The organism is Nostoc sp. (assembly GCF_036917975.1).
Lineage (GTDB): Bacteria > Cyanobacteriota > Cyanobacteriia > Cyanobacteriales > Nostocaceae > Nostoc.
In genome coordinates this window covers 78,630-94,990 of record NZ_JBALEJ010000025.1, presented here as the reverse complement: position 1 = coordinate 94,990, position 16,361 = coordinate 78,630, and the positions used below count along the sequence as shown (strand labels likewise).

The 16,361-nt window shown below is 39.7% G+C and carries 17 protein-coding genes and 1 pseudogene; 5 read left to right on the top strand and 13 right to left on the bottom strand.

Annotation, left to right across the window (positions count from 1 at the left end; genetic code table 11):
* Window positions 1-351: 351 nt before the first annotated feature.
* Window positions 352-927: pseudogene (locus V7K76_RS12070) on the bottom strand (hypothetical protein); the annotation flags it as partial.
* A 471-nt stretch (window positions 928-1,398) separates the two neighbouring features.
* Here V7K76_RS12070 and V7K76_RS12065 point away from each other — a divergent pair.
* Window positions 1,399-3,855, top strand: a complete 2,457-nt coding sequence (locus tag V7K76_RS12065; protein ID WP_334775001.1) for a HEAT repeat domain-containing protein — start codon at window positions 1,399-1,401, stop codon at window positions 3,853-3,855.
* Between the two features lie 34 nt (window positions 3,856-3,889).
* On the opposite strand, the gene V7K76_RS12060 is transcribed toward V7K76_RS12065, so the two are convergent.
* From V7K76_RS12060 to V7K76_RS12035, 6 genes are all read right to left on the bottom strand, one after another.
* Window positions 3,890-4,135: a hypothetical protein gene (locus V7K76_RS12060; protein ID WP_334775000.1), complete on the bottom strand. Its 246-nt coding sequence runs from the start codon at window positions 4,133-4,135 to the stop codon at window positions 3,890-3,892.
* A 120-nt stretch (window positions 4,136-4,255) separates the two neighbouring features.
* A complete protein-coding gene (locus tag V7K76_RS12055) occupies window positions 4,256-4,585 on the bottom strand; it encodes a hypothetical protein (RefSeq protein WP_334774999.1) in 330 nt (109 codons plus the stop codon).
* Between the two features lie 114 nt (window positions 4,586-4,699).
* Window positions 4,700-4,930, bottom strand: coding sequence for a hypothetical protein (locus V7K76_RS12050; RefSeq protein ID WP_334774998.1), 231 nt, complete (start codon window positions 4,928-4,930; stop codon window positions 4,700-4,702).
* 38 nt (window positions 4,931-4,968) lie between these two features.
* Window positions 4,969-5,640: an ester cyclase gene (locus V7K76_RS12045; RefSeq protein ID WP_334774997.1), complete on the bottom strand. Its 672-nt coding sequence runs from the start codon at window positions 5,638-5,640 to the stop codon at window positions 4,969-4,971.
* A 274-nt stretch (window positions 5,641-5,914) separates the two neighbouring features.
* Window positions 5,915-7,519, bottom strand: a complete 1,605-nt coding sequence (locus V7K76_RS12040) for a 2-isopropylmalate synthase (protein WP_334774996.1) — start codon at window positions 7,517-7,519, stop codon at window positions 5,915-5,917.
* Window positions 7,520-7,614: 95 nt separating this feature from the next.
* Window positions 7,615-8,136 (bottom strand): LabA-like NYN domain-containing protein, encoded by a 522-nt coding sequence (locus V7K76_RS12035; RefSeq protein WP_041565194.1) that lies wholly within the window; start codon window positions 8,134-8,136, stop codon window positions 7,615-7,617.
* A gap of 741 nt (window positions 8,137-8,877) precedes the next feature.
* On the opposite strand from V7K76_RS12035, the gene V7K76_RS12030 reads away from it, so the two are divergent.
* Window positions 8,878-11,223, top strand: coding sequence for a CHASE2 domain-containing serine/threonine-protein kinase (locus tag V7K76_RS12030; protein WP_334774995.1), 2,346 nt, complete (start codon window positions 8,878-8,880; stop codon window positions 11,221-11,223).
* 676 nt (window positions 11,224-11,899) lie between these two features.
* Window positions 11,900-12,091, top strand: a complete 192-nt coding sequence (rpsU, locus tag V7K76_RS12025) for a 30S ribosomal protein S21 (protein WP_069073774.1) — start codon at window positions 11,900-11,902, stop codon at window positions 12,089-12,091.
* 239 nt (window positions 12,092-12,330) lie between these two features.
* On the opposite strand, the gene V7K76_RS12020 is transcribed toward rpsU, so the two are convergent.
* The 4 genes from V7K76_RS12020 to V7K76_RS12005 all read right to left on the bottom strand — a co-directional run bounded on the left by V7K76_RS12020 (window position 12,331) and on the right by V7K76_RS12005 (window position 13,916).
* Entirely contained in the window at window positions 12,331-12,750 is a 420-nt protein-coding gene (locus V7K76_RS12020) for a GNAT family N-acetyltransferase (protein WP_334774994.1), read from the bottom strand.
* Window positions 12,751-12,800: 50 nt separating this feature from the next.
* The gene (gloA2, locus tag V7K76_RS12015; RefSeq protein WP_334774993.1) at window positions 12,801-13,187 is read right to left on the bottom strand and encodes an SMU1112c/YaeR family gloxylase I-like metalloprotein; all 387 of its coding nucleotides are present in this window, start codon (window positions 13,185-13,187) and stop codon (window positions 12,801-12,803) included.
* 74 nt (window positions 13,188-13,261) lie between these two features.
* Complete coding sequence (locus V7K76_RS12010; RefSeq protein ID WP_334774992.1) at window positions 13,262-13,666, bottom strand: type II toxin-antitoxin system VapC family toxin; 405 nt, start codon at window positions 13,664-13,666, stop codon at window positions 13,262-13,264.
* Window positions 13,656-13,916, bottom strand: coding sequence for a hypothetical protein (locus V7K76_RS12005; protein ID WP_334774991.1), 261 nt, complete (start codon window positions 13,914-13,916; stop codon window positions 13,656-13,658). Before V7K76_RS12005 ends, V7K76_RS12010 begins: the two co-directional genes overlap by 11 nt.
* A gap of 129 nt (window positions 13,917-14,045) precedes the next feature.
* Between V7K76_RS12005 and V7K76_RS12000 the strand changes: the two genes are divergently transcribed.
* The gene (locus V7K76_RS12000) at window positions 14,046-14,267 is read left to right on the top strand and encodes a DUF433 domain-containing protein (protein ID WP_334774990.1); all 222 of its coding nucleotides are present in this window, start codon (window positions 14,046-14,048) and stop codon (window positions 14,265-14,267) included.
* A gap of 277 nt (window positions 14,268-14,544) precedes the next feature.
* Window positions 14,545-15,186 (top strand): type I restriction endonuclease subunit R, encoded by a 642-nt coding sequence (locus V7K76_RS11995; RefSeq protein WP_292852765.1) that lies wholly within the window; start codon window positions 14,545-14,547, stop codon window positions 15,184-15,186.
* A 69-nt stretch (window positions 15,187-15,255) separates the two neighbouring features.
* Here the strand turns inward: V7K76_RS11995 and V7K76_RS11990 are convergent, their stop codons facing one another.
* Together V7K76_RS11990 and V7K76_RS11985 are read right to left on the bottom strand one after the other, a co-directional pair.
* On the bottom strand, window positions 15,256-15,711 hold the full coding sequence (locus V7K76_RS11990; protein WP_334774989.1) for a hypothetical protein: 456 nt from the start codon (window positions 15,709-15,711) through the stop codon (window positions 15,256-15,258).
* Window positions 15,712-15,810: 99 nt separating this feature from the next.
* The gene (locus V7K76_RS11985) at window positions 15,811-16,191 is read right to left on the bottom strand and encodes a DUF4238 domain-containing protein (protein WP_334774988.1); all 381 of its coding nucleotides are present in this window, start codon (window positions 16,189-16,191) and stop codon (window positions 15,811-15,813) included.
* Between the last annotated feature and the right edge of the window lie 170 nt (window positions 16,192-16,361).

Here is a 16,361-nt window from a genome sequence, read left to right as displayed (position 1 = left end):
TTTTATCCAGCTAATGGTTCAGTAATTTCATCATTTTAGGTTGCAACCCACTGACCGCAAGAATGAATTATAGTTAACTTGAGTTCGACTAGTCATCTCATATCAACCCAAAAGACCTCTCCCTGGTTTTACTACGCAAAACCTGTCCCTCTCCGAGTCGGAGAGGGACAGACTTGAACTTTAGTTCAAGGCAAGGAGAGGTCTGTCGAACTCACGTATAGTTATTATTATTTTTGGCTCTTCAGTTACTTTTATGGATAATTACTGGTAACAGTGACTTAGGGAAGTTGCAGCGTTATCTGGAGGTTACACGTAGATTTTTTCAAAAATCAAATCGGATTGCTATATTTATTAAATCTCCACTGATAATCCTGGATTAAAGTAATTATTTGGTTCATCTGGATAACCACGCGGATTACAAATAACGCGAGTCAAACCGATTTGATAATCTAATTGATTGTGAATGTGTCCATGAATCCATAATAATGCTCCAGACTCCTCAACTAAAGTATCAAGATTTGAAGCATAAGCAGCACTTAAAATATCTTCTTGATATTGAAAAGGTATAGACTTTGCACTAGGAGCATGATGGCTGATAATTACATTTCTACCAGACAAGCCAGATAATGTATTTTTTAACCAATTAACTGACTTTTTACAAATTAGGGCTGTGTCAATACTTCTTAACTTTGAGTATTGCGGACTTAATCTAATTTTCTTGTAATCGTTCATGATTTGACTAGCTTCTACACCTGCCATACGTGGCTCACCAAACAGTTTAAAATCAGTCCATAAAGTACAATCTAAAAAATTTACACCTTCAATGGTAACTAAATCATTTTCTAGAACATGAACATTAGTTCCTAATGAATAATCTTTTAGTTTCTCAACAAGCCTTGGATAAGCACTTCCATAGTATTCATGATTACCTAATACATATTTAGCTTTATATAATTAATATTCTTATCTAAATTCTAACAGCATTGCTACATCGAAAGCAATTATTGATTGGTAACTAAGCATCCCACAAATGCCGCAAGCATTCAGGCATAATAGCCCTTCTTAGCGACGACTACCGATGTGGTAAACCGCAATTGTATTTTGTAATCGCTACCCATCACCATCGATATTTACCTTTCTCGTAGCAAGGTGTTTTGTCAAGCTACAAAAGATGCTCATGGACTTTACCACTGTTATGGATTTAAAAATTTGACATAACCAGAGAAAATTATGATACGTTTAAATCCCAATGCTAATCAAGCTTGAGCAAAGCGGGGACAAACCAGTGCGTAGGCGTAGCCCGTCGTAGACATCGCTAACCCGCATTCACAGTTAGATTACAATCTAAGTGTAGTTTCTCTGACTGGAGTTGTTCATCGGGTGATTCAATCCGATTCAATGACAAAGCACACCAGACAAGTATTACTTAGTGCGCTCAAGGTGGTTGTCTTATGCCTGACGCTGTTCCTACTATGCACAAGCAATAGCTGGGCGCAAATCACTACTGACAGCAAAATTGCTCCCCTGATTCAGAAGCTGATAGATAACGATGCCCACATCAGTAGCATTGCCGCAGATGCCTTAGTTAATATCGGTTCGCCAGCAGTACCGTCTCTGATTGAGGCGTTGAAAAATCAGGATATTAATCTTCGCTGGCACGCCGCTTCGGTTTTAGGAGATTTGGGTGCAGAAGCAGCACCAGCAGTTCCAGCTTTAAGTGCAGCATTGCACGATGAGGATGGACAAGTCCGCCTGTACGCCACCTTAGCTTTAGGAAATATTGGTACAGCAGCCAAAGCAGCAGTTCCATCGTTGATGGCGGCATTACAAGACAAGGAGCAATTCGTTCGCATTTATGTTCCTTCTGCACTTAGGAAAATTGGTGTAGAAGCGAAAGTAGCTGTCCCAGTATTAACCGCTGCCCTAAAAGATAATAACCCGGCTGTACGTTACAATTCGGCCTACGCCTTGGGTGCAATGGGTACAGAAGCAGTATCGGCTGTCCCTAATTTAATTGCCCTGTTGAATGATAACCAGTTTTACGTGCGTTTAGGTGCTATCAAAGGTTTAGGAGGAATAGCGGCAGGCTTTCAGGACAAAGCAAATGCTTTACCTAGCTCAAAGTTGCAGAAAGTCATCTCAGACTTTGAGCAGGTATTGACAACTATCCAAGAACACAAAGATAAATTTACAGAGACGGACAGTAGGCTGATACGTCGCCCTCTCAATGCCCTGAAAGCAGAAAAAGAAACTCGCCTCTTTGATAGAGTTCTAGAATGGCTATTTGGGCATAAATTACTCTTGGGAATTGCCGCCTACCTGATCTTATTACCTTCCGTGTGGTTAATTTTCTTGCGATTAGCCCCTTTATGGTTGTTGAAAATTAACAACGCCCTCAAACCCTACACAGATTTTTCCCTACCATTTATCAGTGTTAATGTACCTCTGCGATATGTGCTATTCGTTGGCTGGTTTCATTACCATCCCAGAGTATTAGATGCGTGGGTAGCTAAATATATCAAAGCAGCCCGCGAACAATTTCCCAAAAAGGATACGGTTAGCAGTCGCGCCTGTTACATTCCCATTCCCGTTGTTCTGGATGGTATAACAGTTCCCCAACTAATGAATGAGAATTTGCGCTCAACTTTTGAGAAACAACGTAGCTGCCTAGTAATTGGTGGGGAAGGGGGCGTAGGTAAAACCAGTTTAGCGTGTCGAATCGCTGGATGGGCAATGGCTGAGGATGAAGAGCAACAACTCTGCAAACATTTGATGTTACCTGTGCTATTGGAAGAAGAATTTCGGGTAACTGAAGGTAAGTTGCCGCTTTTAGAAGCTATCAGAGGACAGTTGCAAGCTTTAATTGATGAACCAGAGCCGATTTGTCAAGAGTTACTGTTACGTTTGTTAAGAAAGAAACGCATTCTAGTAATTGTAGACCGGTTCTCAGAAATGAATGCGACTACACGAGAAGCAATTGAGCCGGAGTCACCAGAGTTTCCGGTGAATTCGTTGGTGATTACTTCTCGAATTGAGGAAAAGCTGGGGCGGGTTAATAAGACGATAATTAAACCTCTGCGGATTGAGGCGAATAAACTATCGTCCTTTATGGAAGCTTATCTGATGCAGCGAGGTAAACGCGATCGCTTTACTGACCAAGAATTTTTTGACGCTTGTAACCGCCTTTCTCTGATGGTCGGTCAAAATAATATCACTGTTCTGCTGGCTAAACTCTATGCTGAACAGTTAATCGCCAGTAGAGAGGTTGCATCTAATATTTCTGCGTTGCCAGAGAATATTCCCAATTTGATGCTGGGTTATATCAATGAACTCAATCGTGATGTTACAGACAATCAATTTGACGATCGCACTGTTCATCAAATTGCCAAAACCATCGCCTGGGAATGTTTGCAACAAAGTTATCAACCAGGAACCGCCAAGCGTGGAGATGCTATTGTTGCATTAGCAAATTTGGGTATTGATGACCCAGAAACCGACCTCGATTATTTAGAAAAGCGTCTGCACCTGATTCAAACTATCGGTTCTGCTAAAGATAGAATCCGTTTCTGTCTTGACCCTTTAGCTGAGTATCTTGCAGGTTGGTATTTAATCGAATTGTATGGCAATAACGATAGCAAATGGCGATCGCATTTTTTCAAAAAGGCAGATGATTTAGTCAAAACAGGCAGACAAGATGCCATCAAAGGCTTGTTATTGGCGGTGCGAGATTGTTACTTATCTGAGGTTCAAGGTAGCAAAGAAACGGACTTTGTACCCCAGAAGTTGGGTAAACTAGCTGGGTTTACACCTTCTGTTAATACATCAGCTACTACTGTACAAACATTAATACCATGATTAATTGCCAGCTTGTGATTCTGCCTGTAATTTTTTAGACTGCTGCTTGCTCGGTCAAAGTATCATATAAAGCAAAGCTAGTAGTTTTTTTCAGCACAAAAGTGTCATTCTCCTTAATTAAATCCCCAGTACAAACGACTGGCAACCTCTGATGATAAGCAGTCAGAGCCAAATTGTATTCAGATTCACTTAAAAAAAGATGGATTTGGCGGGGCTTGCTCACAACAAAGCCAATAATTGTAACATTGCCTGGATGATTTCGTTCTGTTAGTCGAATCACTATCAATACCGATCGGTTAAGGTTTTTTGATGAAAATTATAAATCTCAAAGACGCGATAAATCGGCGTCTCTACAAAAGACTGATTATTGTAGAGACGCCGATTCATCGCGTCTCTTGCCTTAACCGAACAGTATTGGAATCACTATCCCCTGGATTTCAGTATTCGGGATTATTGTAATGAGATCGCTCAATATGTCTAACTGAGAGCGGACTTCAACTTTTTCTAGAATTGACAAAATCTCAGCCATCCGCAGCGCATAAGACCTGATTCCGGGATTGAGAGGTAAGGTAATATCAAATTCTTCACCAAAATCAGTTGTTTTAATCCAAACTGATTCTTTATTGCCAACCTGACTTTCTTGATACCACCCCTGTGCTTGTAGATAGGATGTTAATTTCTCAGGATCTAAATTAGAGAGAATATTCGGGTCACGCACGGTAACTATCATATTGGTTCTCCGCTAGCAATTTGTTGCATTAGAGCGCCCGGAAATAAATTTCCGGGCTAGTAGGCTAAAGTCTACTGAAGTAGACTGGAGATTTTTGGCGATATTTAGTCATCTTCAGATGACTTTAGCTATTTCCATTTCATCGATTTTAGTTTTAGTAGAGTCAACCACAGCTAAAGCGTTGTTATAAGTATCAAGCATAGTGCGAAACTCTTCAATTGATTGAGTCAGATTTTCCAAATCGCAACTATTACCAAAATCCATGTTTGAATCAACTGCTTTGAATCCAGACGTTCTCAGTTCAGCTTTTTCTAGAACCCGCGATGTCCGCTTTGTACGAGGCATAAATATTTTTTCAGAAATCACATCGGATTCCTATATATCTACTGATTTTGGGAATGGAAAGGACAACCACCACTGGTTAATTTCTGAAGAAAGACATTATTATCAAAATAATGCTCTAAAGACTCTATCTTCAAATCATCAGTGACGCGAGCAATACTAATTCCTACTATTTCTATTGTTTCACCTGTGGGTGCATAGTCTTTATAGGAACCATTAAATGTTCCCCAATGTCGCCACTTAAAGGTAACATTAGGCGGCCCCGAAAGAACTTCTGTTAATTCCCAAAGGAAGCCATTAGGAAAGGCTGTATGAAAAACTTGAAATGAAGATTCAAAGGTTTCTGTTTCAGAACTGTATTGCTCAGTTTTACCTAAAAACAGGTTATAAGTCCCTTCGGTTGCAACATCCTCAGCAGTGAATTGTTGTCCCCCATTGGTACTCATCTTAAACTTATCAGTAACAATCGAAAGCCACTGTTGAGGATTAGATTTATTAGAAGCTTCCATCTCAAAATTTCGGACTAAATTTTGAGCGATCGCATCTATTGAACCTTCAGGATGTTGAAATTTACTCTCTTGATGAAGAAATTCATTGGTGTAAGAATAATCCGGGCGTTTTCCTTCTCGCCACTGTACTTCTTGATCATGAGCAATGACTATATCTCTATCTTGTACCCAGAGCGGCAGTTCTGTAGTTTTCTCGCTACTCATACAAGCTCACTGACTATAAACATCGTCTCTCAGAATAAAGTTTTATGAATATAAGTCAATCAAAAATTCTAAAAAAGTAAACAATATTCATAATCAACTCAATAAACTTGACTTTTCGCACAAATTAGACATCTCCAGAAATTAAATATGCGTTACCCATAACCCTTGTTTTGACGTAGCAGTGCTACGTCAAAACAATTCTTTTTCGGAGATGTCTATTAGCACCAATGACTAATGACTTCGATTTCCCCCCGGCTTCAAGCCGGGGGATGAGTTAAACTTTCTGTGCAGTTACTTCCTCTGGCTTTTGTTGAGTTTGCAAAGATGCATACAACCTATTCAACGCATTTACATAAGCTTGAGCAGATGCCACGATGATATCTGTGTTCGCTGCATGACCAGAAAATACTTTAGATTCATAACGTAAACGAATCGTCACTTCTCCAATAGCATCAATACCGGCTGTTACTGACTGCACAGAAAACTCAATCAACTCGTTGGGCACATTCACCACACGGTTGATGGCTTTGTAAACTGCATCCACTGGCCCAGTACCGATCGCAGCATCGGTTAATTCTTCACCGTCTGGGGTACGCAGAGTAACTGTGGCTGTAGGACGAGCGTTGCTACCGCAGGAAACTTGCACCAACTCTACCCGGAATAAATCAGGCGCTTGTTGGATTTCATCGTTAACGATCGCTTCCAAGTCCCAATCAGAAATTTCTTTCTTTTTATCTGCCACTTCTTTGAATCTGACGAATGCTTTATTTAATTCAGTATCCGACAGTTCAAAGCCCAATTCTTTTAAGCGCGTGCGGAAAGCATTTCTACCTGAATGTTTGCCCAAAACTATTTGATTGTCTGACAAGCCAATCAATTGGGCATCCATAATTTCGTAGGTTAGCTTGTTTTTTAGCACACCATCTTGGTGAATCCCAGACTCATGGGCAAAGGCATTAGCCCCTACAATTGCTTTATTTGGTTGTACCAACATTCCCGTCAAATTAGAAACTAAGCGTGAGGTTTTGTAAATTTGTCGGGTGTCGATATTTGTCAGGGATTCTTGAGAATCTGCTGGTCTTCCTAAGAAGGGGTTAAAATATTGTCGTCGGACATGCAGCGCCATTACCAATTCTTCTAATGACGCATTTCCGGCACGTTCGCCAATGCCATTGATGGTACATTCTAGTTGCCGTGCGCCATTTTTCACGGCTTCTAAGAAGTTAGCAACTGCCAAGCCTAAATCATTATGACCGTGAACGGAGATAATCGCTTGGTCGATGTTGGGAACATTTTCGATAATGCCCTTAATGATGGCTCCAAATTCGCTAGGGGTAGTGTAACCGACGGTATCGGGAATATTAACTGTTGTTGCACCAGCTGCGATCGCCCGCTCTAAAACTTGGTATAGAAATTCTGGATCGGTACGGGCCGCATCCATCGGCGAAAATTCTACATCTGTCATGAAGGATTTAGCATAGGCTACCATTTCTTCGGCGATCGCTAGCACTTCTGCCCGTGACTTCCGCAATTGATACTCTAAATGAATATCAGAAGTCGAAATAAATGTGTGAATTCTGGCATTAACTGCTGGCTTTAATGCTTCGGCTGCCGCTTCAATGTCTGCTTTAATCGCTCTTGCCAAACTACAAATTACTGGGCCATTTTCTGTCCCGACAATTTGAGAAATCTTCTTGACTGCTTCAAAATCCCCAGGACTCGCAAAGGCAAACCCTGCCTCAATGACATCTACACCCAGACGCGCTAATTGTTTGGCAATAACTAGCTTCTCGTCTATATTCAAAGTCGCTCCCGGACACTGTTCTCCATCTCGCAATGTCGTATCAAAAATGATGATTCGATCTGTTTGGTTGGTCATTTGTCGTTTGTTGTTTAGTGTTTACTTGTGGCTTAATATATCTTCAACCTTAGTTTTTCTTTTACTCTTACTTTTGTAAATAATTGCTAAGGATACTAACCTTCGGTTTTTTCTATTTGATCTCTGATATCATTTAAATCTATATATCTATCAGTAGCATTCCGCAGCTCTCTAGCGATCATTCCTTCAGTTGATACTACCGTAATATGTGTATTTTTTGAGCGTAATAGTTCGATTGCTCTTTCAAAATCTCCATCGCCACTGAATAATACTACTCGGTCATACTGGTCTACTGTATTAAACATATCTACAACAATTTCAATATCTAAATTCGCTTTTTGCGAGTAGCGACCGGACGTATCATCATAATATTCTTTCAGAATTTTAGTCCTGACCGTATATCCTAGACTAATGAGAGCATCTCTGAAACCTCGTTGATCTTGTGGGTCTTTTAAGCCAGTGTACCAGAATGCATTAATTAATGTTGTTTCTGATTGCTCATGTTTAAAGTATTCTAAGACGCGCCGTGGGTCAAAAAACCAGCCATTTTTTTGTTGAGCATAGAACATATTGTTTCCGTCTACAAAAATAGACAGACGATTCATTGGAGAACCCATACAAATTTACACCTAATAATATAAATGAATTTAGATGGAACAATAGATTATAGCAATTTTCAAATGCCTTGTTTGCTAATATCTATAAAGTAGCTGTTTATCTATAGCTTTTATCCTACCTCTTTCAAGGCATAAAAACGCCTTGCAACATTGGAGTTGAGATCCTGGGTGCTAACCTTATTCACCTCCAGCACTACAAGAGCTACCCTGCGATCAAAATCTACCAATAAAATTGACTAAGTAACAGCATTCATCGCTGCATAACATTAAAGTTTACTCCTAAAGAGGTATAGCATAAGCTTAGGGCAGGATATAAATTAATGCCGCTCTGTAGATAAAGCTGTCAGTATCAGGATAGGCTTTGTGGAGATTAACAACATTGCGTTAGAGACAGAAGACAGACTTGGGTAGAGCTTTGGGTAGAGCGCCCAGTTGAGAGTGTAGCTGTTGGTTAGGTTATGGTGAAATCTTGCCACAACTAAATGCAGAGGCAGAGTATATCCGGCTCCGATCTGTGAGACAATTACTACTTGTAACTCACTCAATCCAAAAAGAATAAATTAGGTGGTGCTTGAGTAGGAATCTCTTGGGGGCTAGCTCTGCTAATAAAAGTTTGTTGATGAATAGAAGATACTTTACAAATGTATAAGATTATCATTTAAGTCTTATTTCAATGTGCTTACACTAAAACGTGGTCTGAATAAATAAAAGTGTTGGACTTAAATCAATCAGTAACACGACATGGCAGAAGAACCTACATCTACCTTAACTAAAAACTATGTCTCTGCTGCCAATAGACTGTCAAGTAAACCGACAAAAGTAACTTCGACAGCATCGGCTCGGCAATCCAAATGGATGGTTCGCTTAGGTCATCTCCTCGCTGGCAGTTGGGCAATCGGGGCAGGGCTGCTGAGTGCTTCTGGGTGGGAATTGGTTCAATTGATGGATAATCAGGCGCTTTCTAGCTTTTTTCAACTGCGTGGGCCGATTGTGCCTCCAGAAGACATTGTAATTTTAGCAATAGACGATCAATCAATATCAGTTCCCGAACAGTACTATAAAACAGATCCGAAACAGTATGCCTACCTAGAAACACTGAAATCTTATCCTTATCAACGTGCTGCATATTCCCAGGTAATCACAAAATTAATCCAAGCAGGTGCCCGCTCTGTAGCCTTAGATATTGTTTTTGATACAACTAGCAGCTATGGAGTTACGGACGATCGCCAATTCCAAGCCGCATTGCAAAAATATGGCAGTAAAGTTACCTTAGCAGCCGTTTACGAAAATTCCCAGACGCACCAAGGGTCTTTTATGCAGCTAACAGACCCACACCAAATGTTTCGCACCGGATCAGTGTCCATTGGCTCAGTTAATTTTCCCTTAGAAGTAGATGGAAAAGTTCATCGATTAGCGAGTGAGTTTCCCAAGTTATTAGGTGAAGATAATTTATTTACTCAGAAGCCGCTTTCCTTTGATGAAGCAGCCCTCAAAGCAGCACAAGTAAATTATCCCCGACCAAAGGGCGATCGCATTTATTTTTGGGGGCCTGCGGGTACATTTGAGCAAATACCCTTTTGGCACGTATTAGACCCAGAAAACTGGAACACCTATTTACAACAGGGAAAGTTCTTCAAAGACAAGATCGTGCTAATTGGTGCGACAGATAAATTAAACAATGATTATTATCCCATCGCTGCGAGCAAAAGTACTGAACCCATGTCCGGCGTGGAAATTCATGCCAATGCGATCGCAACTTTGATGACAGGTAAAGCGATCGCCCCAGGAATTAACAATTTACCATTGCAAGGTTTATTCGTGCTAATGCTAGTTGGCAGCACAGCCTTGATGATTAGCAGACGCAAGGGTAGTATCAATAGATTTCTCTATAGCCTTGCCCTATCTGGCACTTGGGGAGGAATCAGCTATGGGTTATTTGTCTATGGTCAGTTAATTTTTCCCACTACTGTACCAATGATTGCGATCGCAATGACTGGATTTTGCTACTTGGGAACATCAATAATGAGGGAAAGCATTAGAAAACGCCAATTAGTAGATATTTTTCAGAAGTATAAAACTTCCCCCGTTGTCCAAGAGATTATCAGCCAACAATATGACTTGCAATACCTAATCCAGCAACGAGATTTAGCCTTATCCGGCAAAATCTTGGCTCAACGCTACAAAATTGTCAAAGTTCTCGGTTCCGGTGGATTTAGCGAAACCTACATTGCTGAAGATACTCAACGTCCTGGGAATCCGCGATGTGTTGTCAAACAACTAAAACCAGCCAGCACCAAATCAGAAGGGTTGCAACTTGCGAGACGTTTGTTTAACTCAGAGGCGCAAACATTAGAAAAATTGGGAACGCATCCACAAATCCCTCAACTTTTGGCGTATTTTGAAGAAGACGAAGAATTTTATTTAGTCCAAGAACAGATAATTGGTCATCCTTTAAATCAGGAATTGTTAGCAGGTAGAGTAATTGAAGAAGTTGCAGTGATCAAAATTGTCAGGGACTTATTGCAAACATTAAGATTTGTCCATGAAAACAAAGTGATTCACCGGGATATCAAACCCAGCAATATTATCCGGCGACATTCAGACGGTAAATTAGTATTAATTGACTTTGGTGCTGTCAAAGAAGTAACTATCAAACCGCTTGACGATCAAGAGTCAACGCCTTTTACCATTGGCATTGGTACTCAGGGTTACGCACCAAACGAACAATGTTTTGGTCGTCCACACTACAGTAGTGACATCTATGCAGTCGGTATGGTTGGAATTAAAGCCTTGACAGGTGTAGCCCCCCGTGAGTTAGGTAGAGATGCTGATGGGGAGATAAAATGGAGCGATAGCACTCAGGTTAGCCACTCCCTAGCTAAGATTCTCAGTAAAATGGTGTTGGATGATTTCAAACAGCGATATCAGTCTGCATCAGAGGTTCTTGAGGATTTGGAAGTTTTTGATGATATTGTAAATTCCCAAAGCAGACACCCCATGCAACGGAATGACTCATTAGTGAATACCTTAGACCAAGTAAACGCTACCACAAAATATTGCTCAGAATCATCCTCAGAAACTCCTTGAGTTTCAGCCTCGTTCATTTTTGTTAACATAGTTTGGTTTTATGAAAAAAGTGAAGGTTTAAAACCGTACTTCTCTACGAGACGCTACCGCGAACGTCCCGCTACGCGCTTTCGCCCGCAAGTGGCGCGAAACAGTCCTTGTATCCCAAGGGTTGTTGAAACCCCTCTTCCCGTTGTGTCTGTCTTGATTCAATTGCGTTAGCGACGTAGGAGCGTCATGGGCGAAAAAGCGAATTGCGAATTGGTTTCATTCTGCCGAACTACTTAGGAAACTCCAAGAAATAAATTATCCAATATTGTGGGGTGGGCATCTTGCCCATTGGTGTCAACTTAACGTGAAACCGCTTGTCCGCCGGGAATTGAAATTCCCGTATAATAGCTAAAGTCATCTGAAGATGACTAAAATATCGCCCAAAATCTCCAGTCTACTTCAGTAGACTTTAGCTAAAAGCCCGGGAATTTATTCCCTGGCGGGCATGGAAGCCAACAGATAAGCTATTTCCAGCTTAAGTTGACACCAATGGAGGCAGTCCCTATGAAACAAGTTTCAAAAGCCTTGAATGAAAGAATAACTGGGGACTGAGGACTGGGGACTGGTATTTTTACTCAGCACTCAGCACTTTCAAGACCTCCTGCCTTTCTTATTATGCCCAGTACCAATTAAGTAGGAGATGAAAATGACACAAGTATTTGTGGGTGAAAATGAAGGAATTGAGTCAGCCTTGCGTCGATTTAAGAGAGAAGTTTCCAAAGCAGGTATTTTTCCAGACATGAGAAAGAATCGTCACTTTGAAACGCCTTTGGAAAAACACAAGCGCAAAGAAGTCGCAAGGCACAAACAACGCAAAAGAAATTTCCGTCGTAATTGATTTGATCGTTAGCGATAGATACGCTACGCTAACGCACTTTCTCATTAGATTCTTAGCTGTCGAAAAGGCGATCGCTGACGAACCCATTCGTCACGAATTTTCCATTCCGGTAAATTGAAAAGTCCCAACGATAGAGTGCAGCAAAAAAACCGAGCTGTTTTTAGCTTTGTTTAACCAACATCGAGCTGCTCCAGGCGTTGACGCACAAGAGATGCTCCCCTGTTGAGCTAGCTCAATATTCACAGGTATTTTTCCATTACATAGTTTTGAAACCAAACTCCCCGCAGTTCTACTTGCTGTTCCCTGACTACGCTAAATCCTTTGTTTTCAAAAAATGGCTTCGCAGTAATACTCGCTTCTGTATATAGCCGTTTAATTCCTTGGAATTTTGCAGTATCTTCTATATGACTTAAGAGTTTTGAGCCAATACCCTTTCTTTGGTATTTGCTATGGCAATAAAAACAATCAATGTGACCATCTGATTCTAATTCTGCAAACCCAACTATCTCACCATTATTGTCGGCAATATAGGGAAGCTTGGCTTGTAATCTTTTGTGCCAAACTTCATAATCCATATTTTCGGGTGCCCAAGTATTGACTTGTTCTTGAGTGTAATCGCAAATATTGATTTCATGAATTGTATCATAAAACAGTTTCATGATTGCCTTGGTATCAGATAGTCTATATCCTCTGACTAACATATTGAAGCCTAATTTTCATAAATCTCTAACGGCAAATTATCTGGATCTTTAAAAAAAGTAAATTTTTTACCTGTAATTTCGTCAATTCTGATATTCTCTGTTTCTACACCTAGCGAGTTTAAGTAAAAAACAGTTTCCTCGATATCATCAACTTTAAAAGCAAGATGTCTTAAACCACAAGCCTCTGGACTACTAAATCTTTGTGGAGGATTTGGGAAAGAGAATAACTCTATTTGAGCATTTTCTCCAACTCGTAAATCTAATTTATAAGAATTTCTCTCGGCGCGAAAAGTCTCTTGAATAATCGAAAATCCTAAAATTTCAACATAGAATTTTTTGGAGCGATTATAGTCAGAACAAATAATAGCTACATGATGAATGCCAGTGGTTTTCATGTGTAATTCTCAAGCTATTGGCGTGGCAATTAAAAAGGCTTATAGCTTTCTTAAAACTTTATATTTAATAAGCTTTATATTGAAATAATCTGGATTTCCGTTACTCGGTGCATTGGTTTGGTTGGCTTTTCAGTGGTGATCAGTTGATCAGCTTTAATCTGCACAGCAGCAGCCACATGAAGTGCATCCATCGCAGCTAAACCGTAAGTACAGGCAATTTGATCAGCATTCTGTAAAATTTGCTCTAAGTCAGTTGGCCAGTGGATGACAGCACTAAAAAATGTTTCGTAAAATTCTGCTTCGTCTTGTTGCTTGTTAAAAGTTGCTTTAGGCAAGACTTCTAACTGAACGAAGCTACTTGAGGCAAACTCCAGATTTTCATCGTTAAGAATTTGATTCGCTCTGATGCTGATTGACTGAATGCCACAGAAAGCGCTGATCAGTACACCAGAGTCTATGTAAGTTTTCTTAAGACTCACGGAATCCACCGCGACGTGCAGCAAGTTCAAGTTCAATTTCGTCTTCGTTGAGAAGTTGCAATCCAGCAGCGATCGCTCTTTGTCGGATCGACCATAATTTTTTGGCTAAGGGTGTTTGTGGCACAAAATCAGATTCGGTGGGTGTTGTTTCTGACTCAGATTTAAGTAGTTCAACAAACTCTAAAACTTTTTGTTGCTTTTGGGGTGTGAGTTCTCGCCAGTGTTCAAGTAGTTCAACTTCATTACCCATAAGTACAACACTCGTGAATGATTTTTCTATTTTAGTGGCACAAGCCTTATTTCCTGTTCCCTGCTATAAAATTTTGCTTGGAGTACAATCGTCTCTCATGGATTTTCATAAGGAGCTAGAGTTACTTCCATGAAATTAGATCGCATTACCAGCAATCCCAATCGCATGAATGGACAACCCTCTATTCGTAATCTTCGCCTTACCTTTCGTCGGGTGATTGAGTTATTAGCTACCTACCCTAATCGAGAAGAACTGCTTCAGGAGTTTCCCGAATTAGAAGATGAAGATATTCAGCAAGCCTTAATTTTTGCATCGTCTTACTTAAGTGATCGCTATTCCTGTGAGTCGTGATTTCTAGGCGATCGCCTCAATTATCTATCTGCTAAAGGCTTTGCGGTATGCGATCGCATTAACAATCTTTCTCCTCAAGGCGATCGCTAGTATTGTAAGTCTTGATTTCTAGGCGATCGCCTCAACAATCTATCTTTTAAAGGCGATCGCTATTCCTGTGAATCGTGATTTTTAGGCGATCGCTCTTTTGCTCTTAATATATCGTATATTATGTATTGGAGCCTAGATCAAATGTCTAGACTTTTAAACTTCATGTAATTACTACAAGAATTTAACCGTGATTACAAATGCTAGTAGCCTTACCCTTGGTGCTCTCCGTCAAACTTTTGGCTTGAGACTCGACTCTAGCGATCGCTTTTTTGATGAATGGTTAAATAATGCGCCGACTCTAACCGAAGCGGAACTACAAGGACTAGATCGCCTCACTCGAAACTATAACTATCTCAGTCAAGAAGAACCACCTCTCGAAGAAATTGTTAAGCTTGTAGTTATATCACCATTGCTAGATTTAGCAGGTTTCTATCAGTTTCCTTTTTTGGTAAAAGCAGAAGTAAGTACCAATATCGAAGTTGCAGACGAAGCTAATGCTATTGCAGTTCAAGGCAGGATTGATATTTTGGTGATTCAAGATAGTTTTTGGATTTTGGTAATCGAGTCAAAGCCTGCAAGACTAGACGTTACGGCGGGAATTCCCCAAGCACTTACTTATTTGTTGAGCGCTCCCAACTTACAGTCAAGTTGTTATGCAATGGTTACAAACGGAAGAGAAGTATTGTTTTTGAAATGCGATCGCCACCAAAATGTCCCTCAATATACTCGATCGCATACTTATCGGTTACTTGAAAATACATCAGAACGTATCCAAGTTTTGCAGGGACTTAAACAAATTGGGGCTTATATTGGCGATTTGAGGAGTTAGGCGATCGCTATTCCTGTGAGTCGCAATTTTTAGGCGATCGCACTTAACCTACAAGATTCAGTGATCGCACTAACCACTAACTTTTTTAGCTTCTTGATTTTTTTTATACATTTCAAGAAAAAGGTGTTTCCAAAAAGAATCTTCTAAATTTTGTATTTCAAAGTATTGTAATGGAGTATTTTTAAGATATTCTAAAGTTTCGTGATGTCCAGCAGCAACACGGCAACCATTATAACCTCCACCATTAATGAATTGTAGTTCATTAAGAAACCTAGAATCCAGTGGAGATAAATTACTGTCAATAGAATGAAATCTTAAGCAATTAGTTGGACTTATAGGAAAATAGAATTCAGGTTCCCAAACATTATATAAAACTGGGGAACCACTAATAACGTATTCATATTCTTTATTTAATGACTTTGGACTAATACTACTTAATGTTAAATTATTGAGTTTTTGGATTAAAAATTGAATAGCTGTAAACAGATTAGCATGAATATTTTTAATCCAATCCTCTCCTAACATTTTATCTAAATATTTAAAATACGACCAACGCGGGTCATTTTTGAGGTCATCTAGAGAGATTTTTTTTTGCTTATCAAGATCATGGATTTCTTGTTTAAGTTATAAATACTCTTTTTTGTAAACTTCAAAGATTTCAGAATACAAAATTGATTGATTTCTGATTCCGATACATCTAAGCCATTGAAACGCCATGAATTCATTGATTTTTTCTCGTTCCTGAAGGTTCAATTTTTCTACACCATTTTTAATAATTGAGGCTATTATAGATGGAGATTGAGCATCGATCTCTTTAAACCATGAATCATAATTTTCTTCATTAGTTGTGAAATATTTATTTTGTTCAAACGTTCTAGCTATGGGATTTGATTTTATTGTAAGTTGATTCTTGATGTGAAGAATGACAAATATTTTATTTTTCTTTCTTGATGAAGAAAAATTTCTGAGTACTGCCTGGGTTACGAAATGTTGATGATCTGTCATACATTAAAACACGATGTTTAGTTCAGTTAATATTATAACTTTAAAAAAACGATGGTGAGTGCGATCGCTGATCTTGTAGGGTGCATTAATGAAATGCAATGCACCTTTTGATTATTTGCAAGAGAATCAAATTTTGTGCGTTACGCTACACTAAAATACGCTACTCCTAA

Excerpts from the sequence above, each read along its gene's own strand:
- V7K76_RS12050 (WP_334774998.1), bottom strand. The coding sequence starts at position 4,930 with ATGCCTCGTACAAAGCGGACATCGCGGGTTCTAGAAAAAGCTGAACTG.
- V7K76_RS12030 (WP_334774995.1), top strand. The coding sequence starts at position 8,878 with ATGGCAGAAGAACCTACATCTACCTTAACTAAAAACTATGTCTCTGCT.
- V7K76_RS12000 (WP_334774990.1), top strand. The coding sequence starts at position 14,046 with ATGAAATTAGATCGCATTACCAGCAATCCCAATCGCATGAATGGACAA.
- rpsU (WP_069073774.1), top strand. The coding sequence starts at position 11,900 with ATGACACAAGTATTTGTGGGTGAAAATGAAGGAATTGAGTCAGCCTTG.
- V7K76_RS12055 (WP_334774999.1), bottom strand. The coding sequence starts at position 4,585 with ATGATAGTTACCGTGCGTGACCCGAATATTCTCTCTAATTTAGATCCT.
- V7K76_RS12040 (WP_334774996.1), bottom strand. The coding sequence starts at position 7,519 with ATGACCAACCAAACAGATCGAATCATCATTTTTGATACGACATTGCGA.
- V7K76_RS12020 (WP_334774994.1), bottom strand. The coding sequence starts at position 12,750 with ATGAAACTGTTTTATGATACAATTCATGAAATCAATATTTGCGATTAC.
- V7K76_RS11985 (WP_334774988.1), bottom strand. The coding sequence starts at position 16,191 with ATGACAGATCATCAACATTTCGTAACCCAGGCAGTACTCAGAAATTTT.
- V7K76_RS12065 (WP_334775001.1), top strand. The coding sequence starts at position 1,399 with ATGACAAAGCACACCAGACAAGTATTACTTAGTGCGCTCAAGGTGGTT.
- V7K76_RS11990 (WP_334774989.1), bottom strand. The coding sequence starts at position 15,711 with ATGTTAGGAGAGGATTGGATTAAAAATATTCATGCTAATCTGTTTACA.
- gloA2 (WP_334774993.1), bottom strand. The coding sequence starts at position 13,187 with ATGAAAACCACTGGCATTCATCATGTAGCTATTATTTGTTCTGACTAT.
- V7K76_RS12005 (WP_334774991.1), bottom strand. The coding sequence starts at position 13,916 with ATGGGTAATGAAGTTGAACTACTTGAACACTGGCGAGAACTCACACCC.
- V7K76_RS12045 (WP_334774997.1), bottom strand. The coding sequence starts at position 5,640 with ATGAGTAGCGAGAAAACTACAGAACTGCCGCTCTGGGTACAAGATAGA.
- V7K76_RS12035 (WP_041565194.1), bottom strand. The coding sequence starts at position 8,136 with ATGGGTTCTCCAATGAATCGTCTGTCTATTTTTGTAGACGGAAACAAT.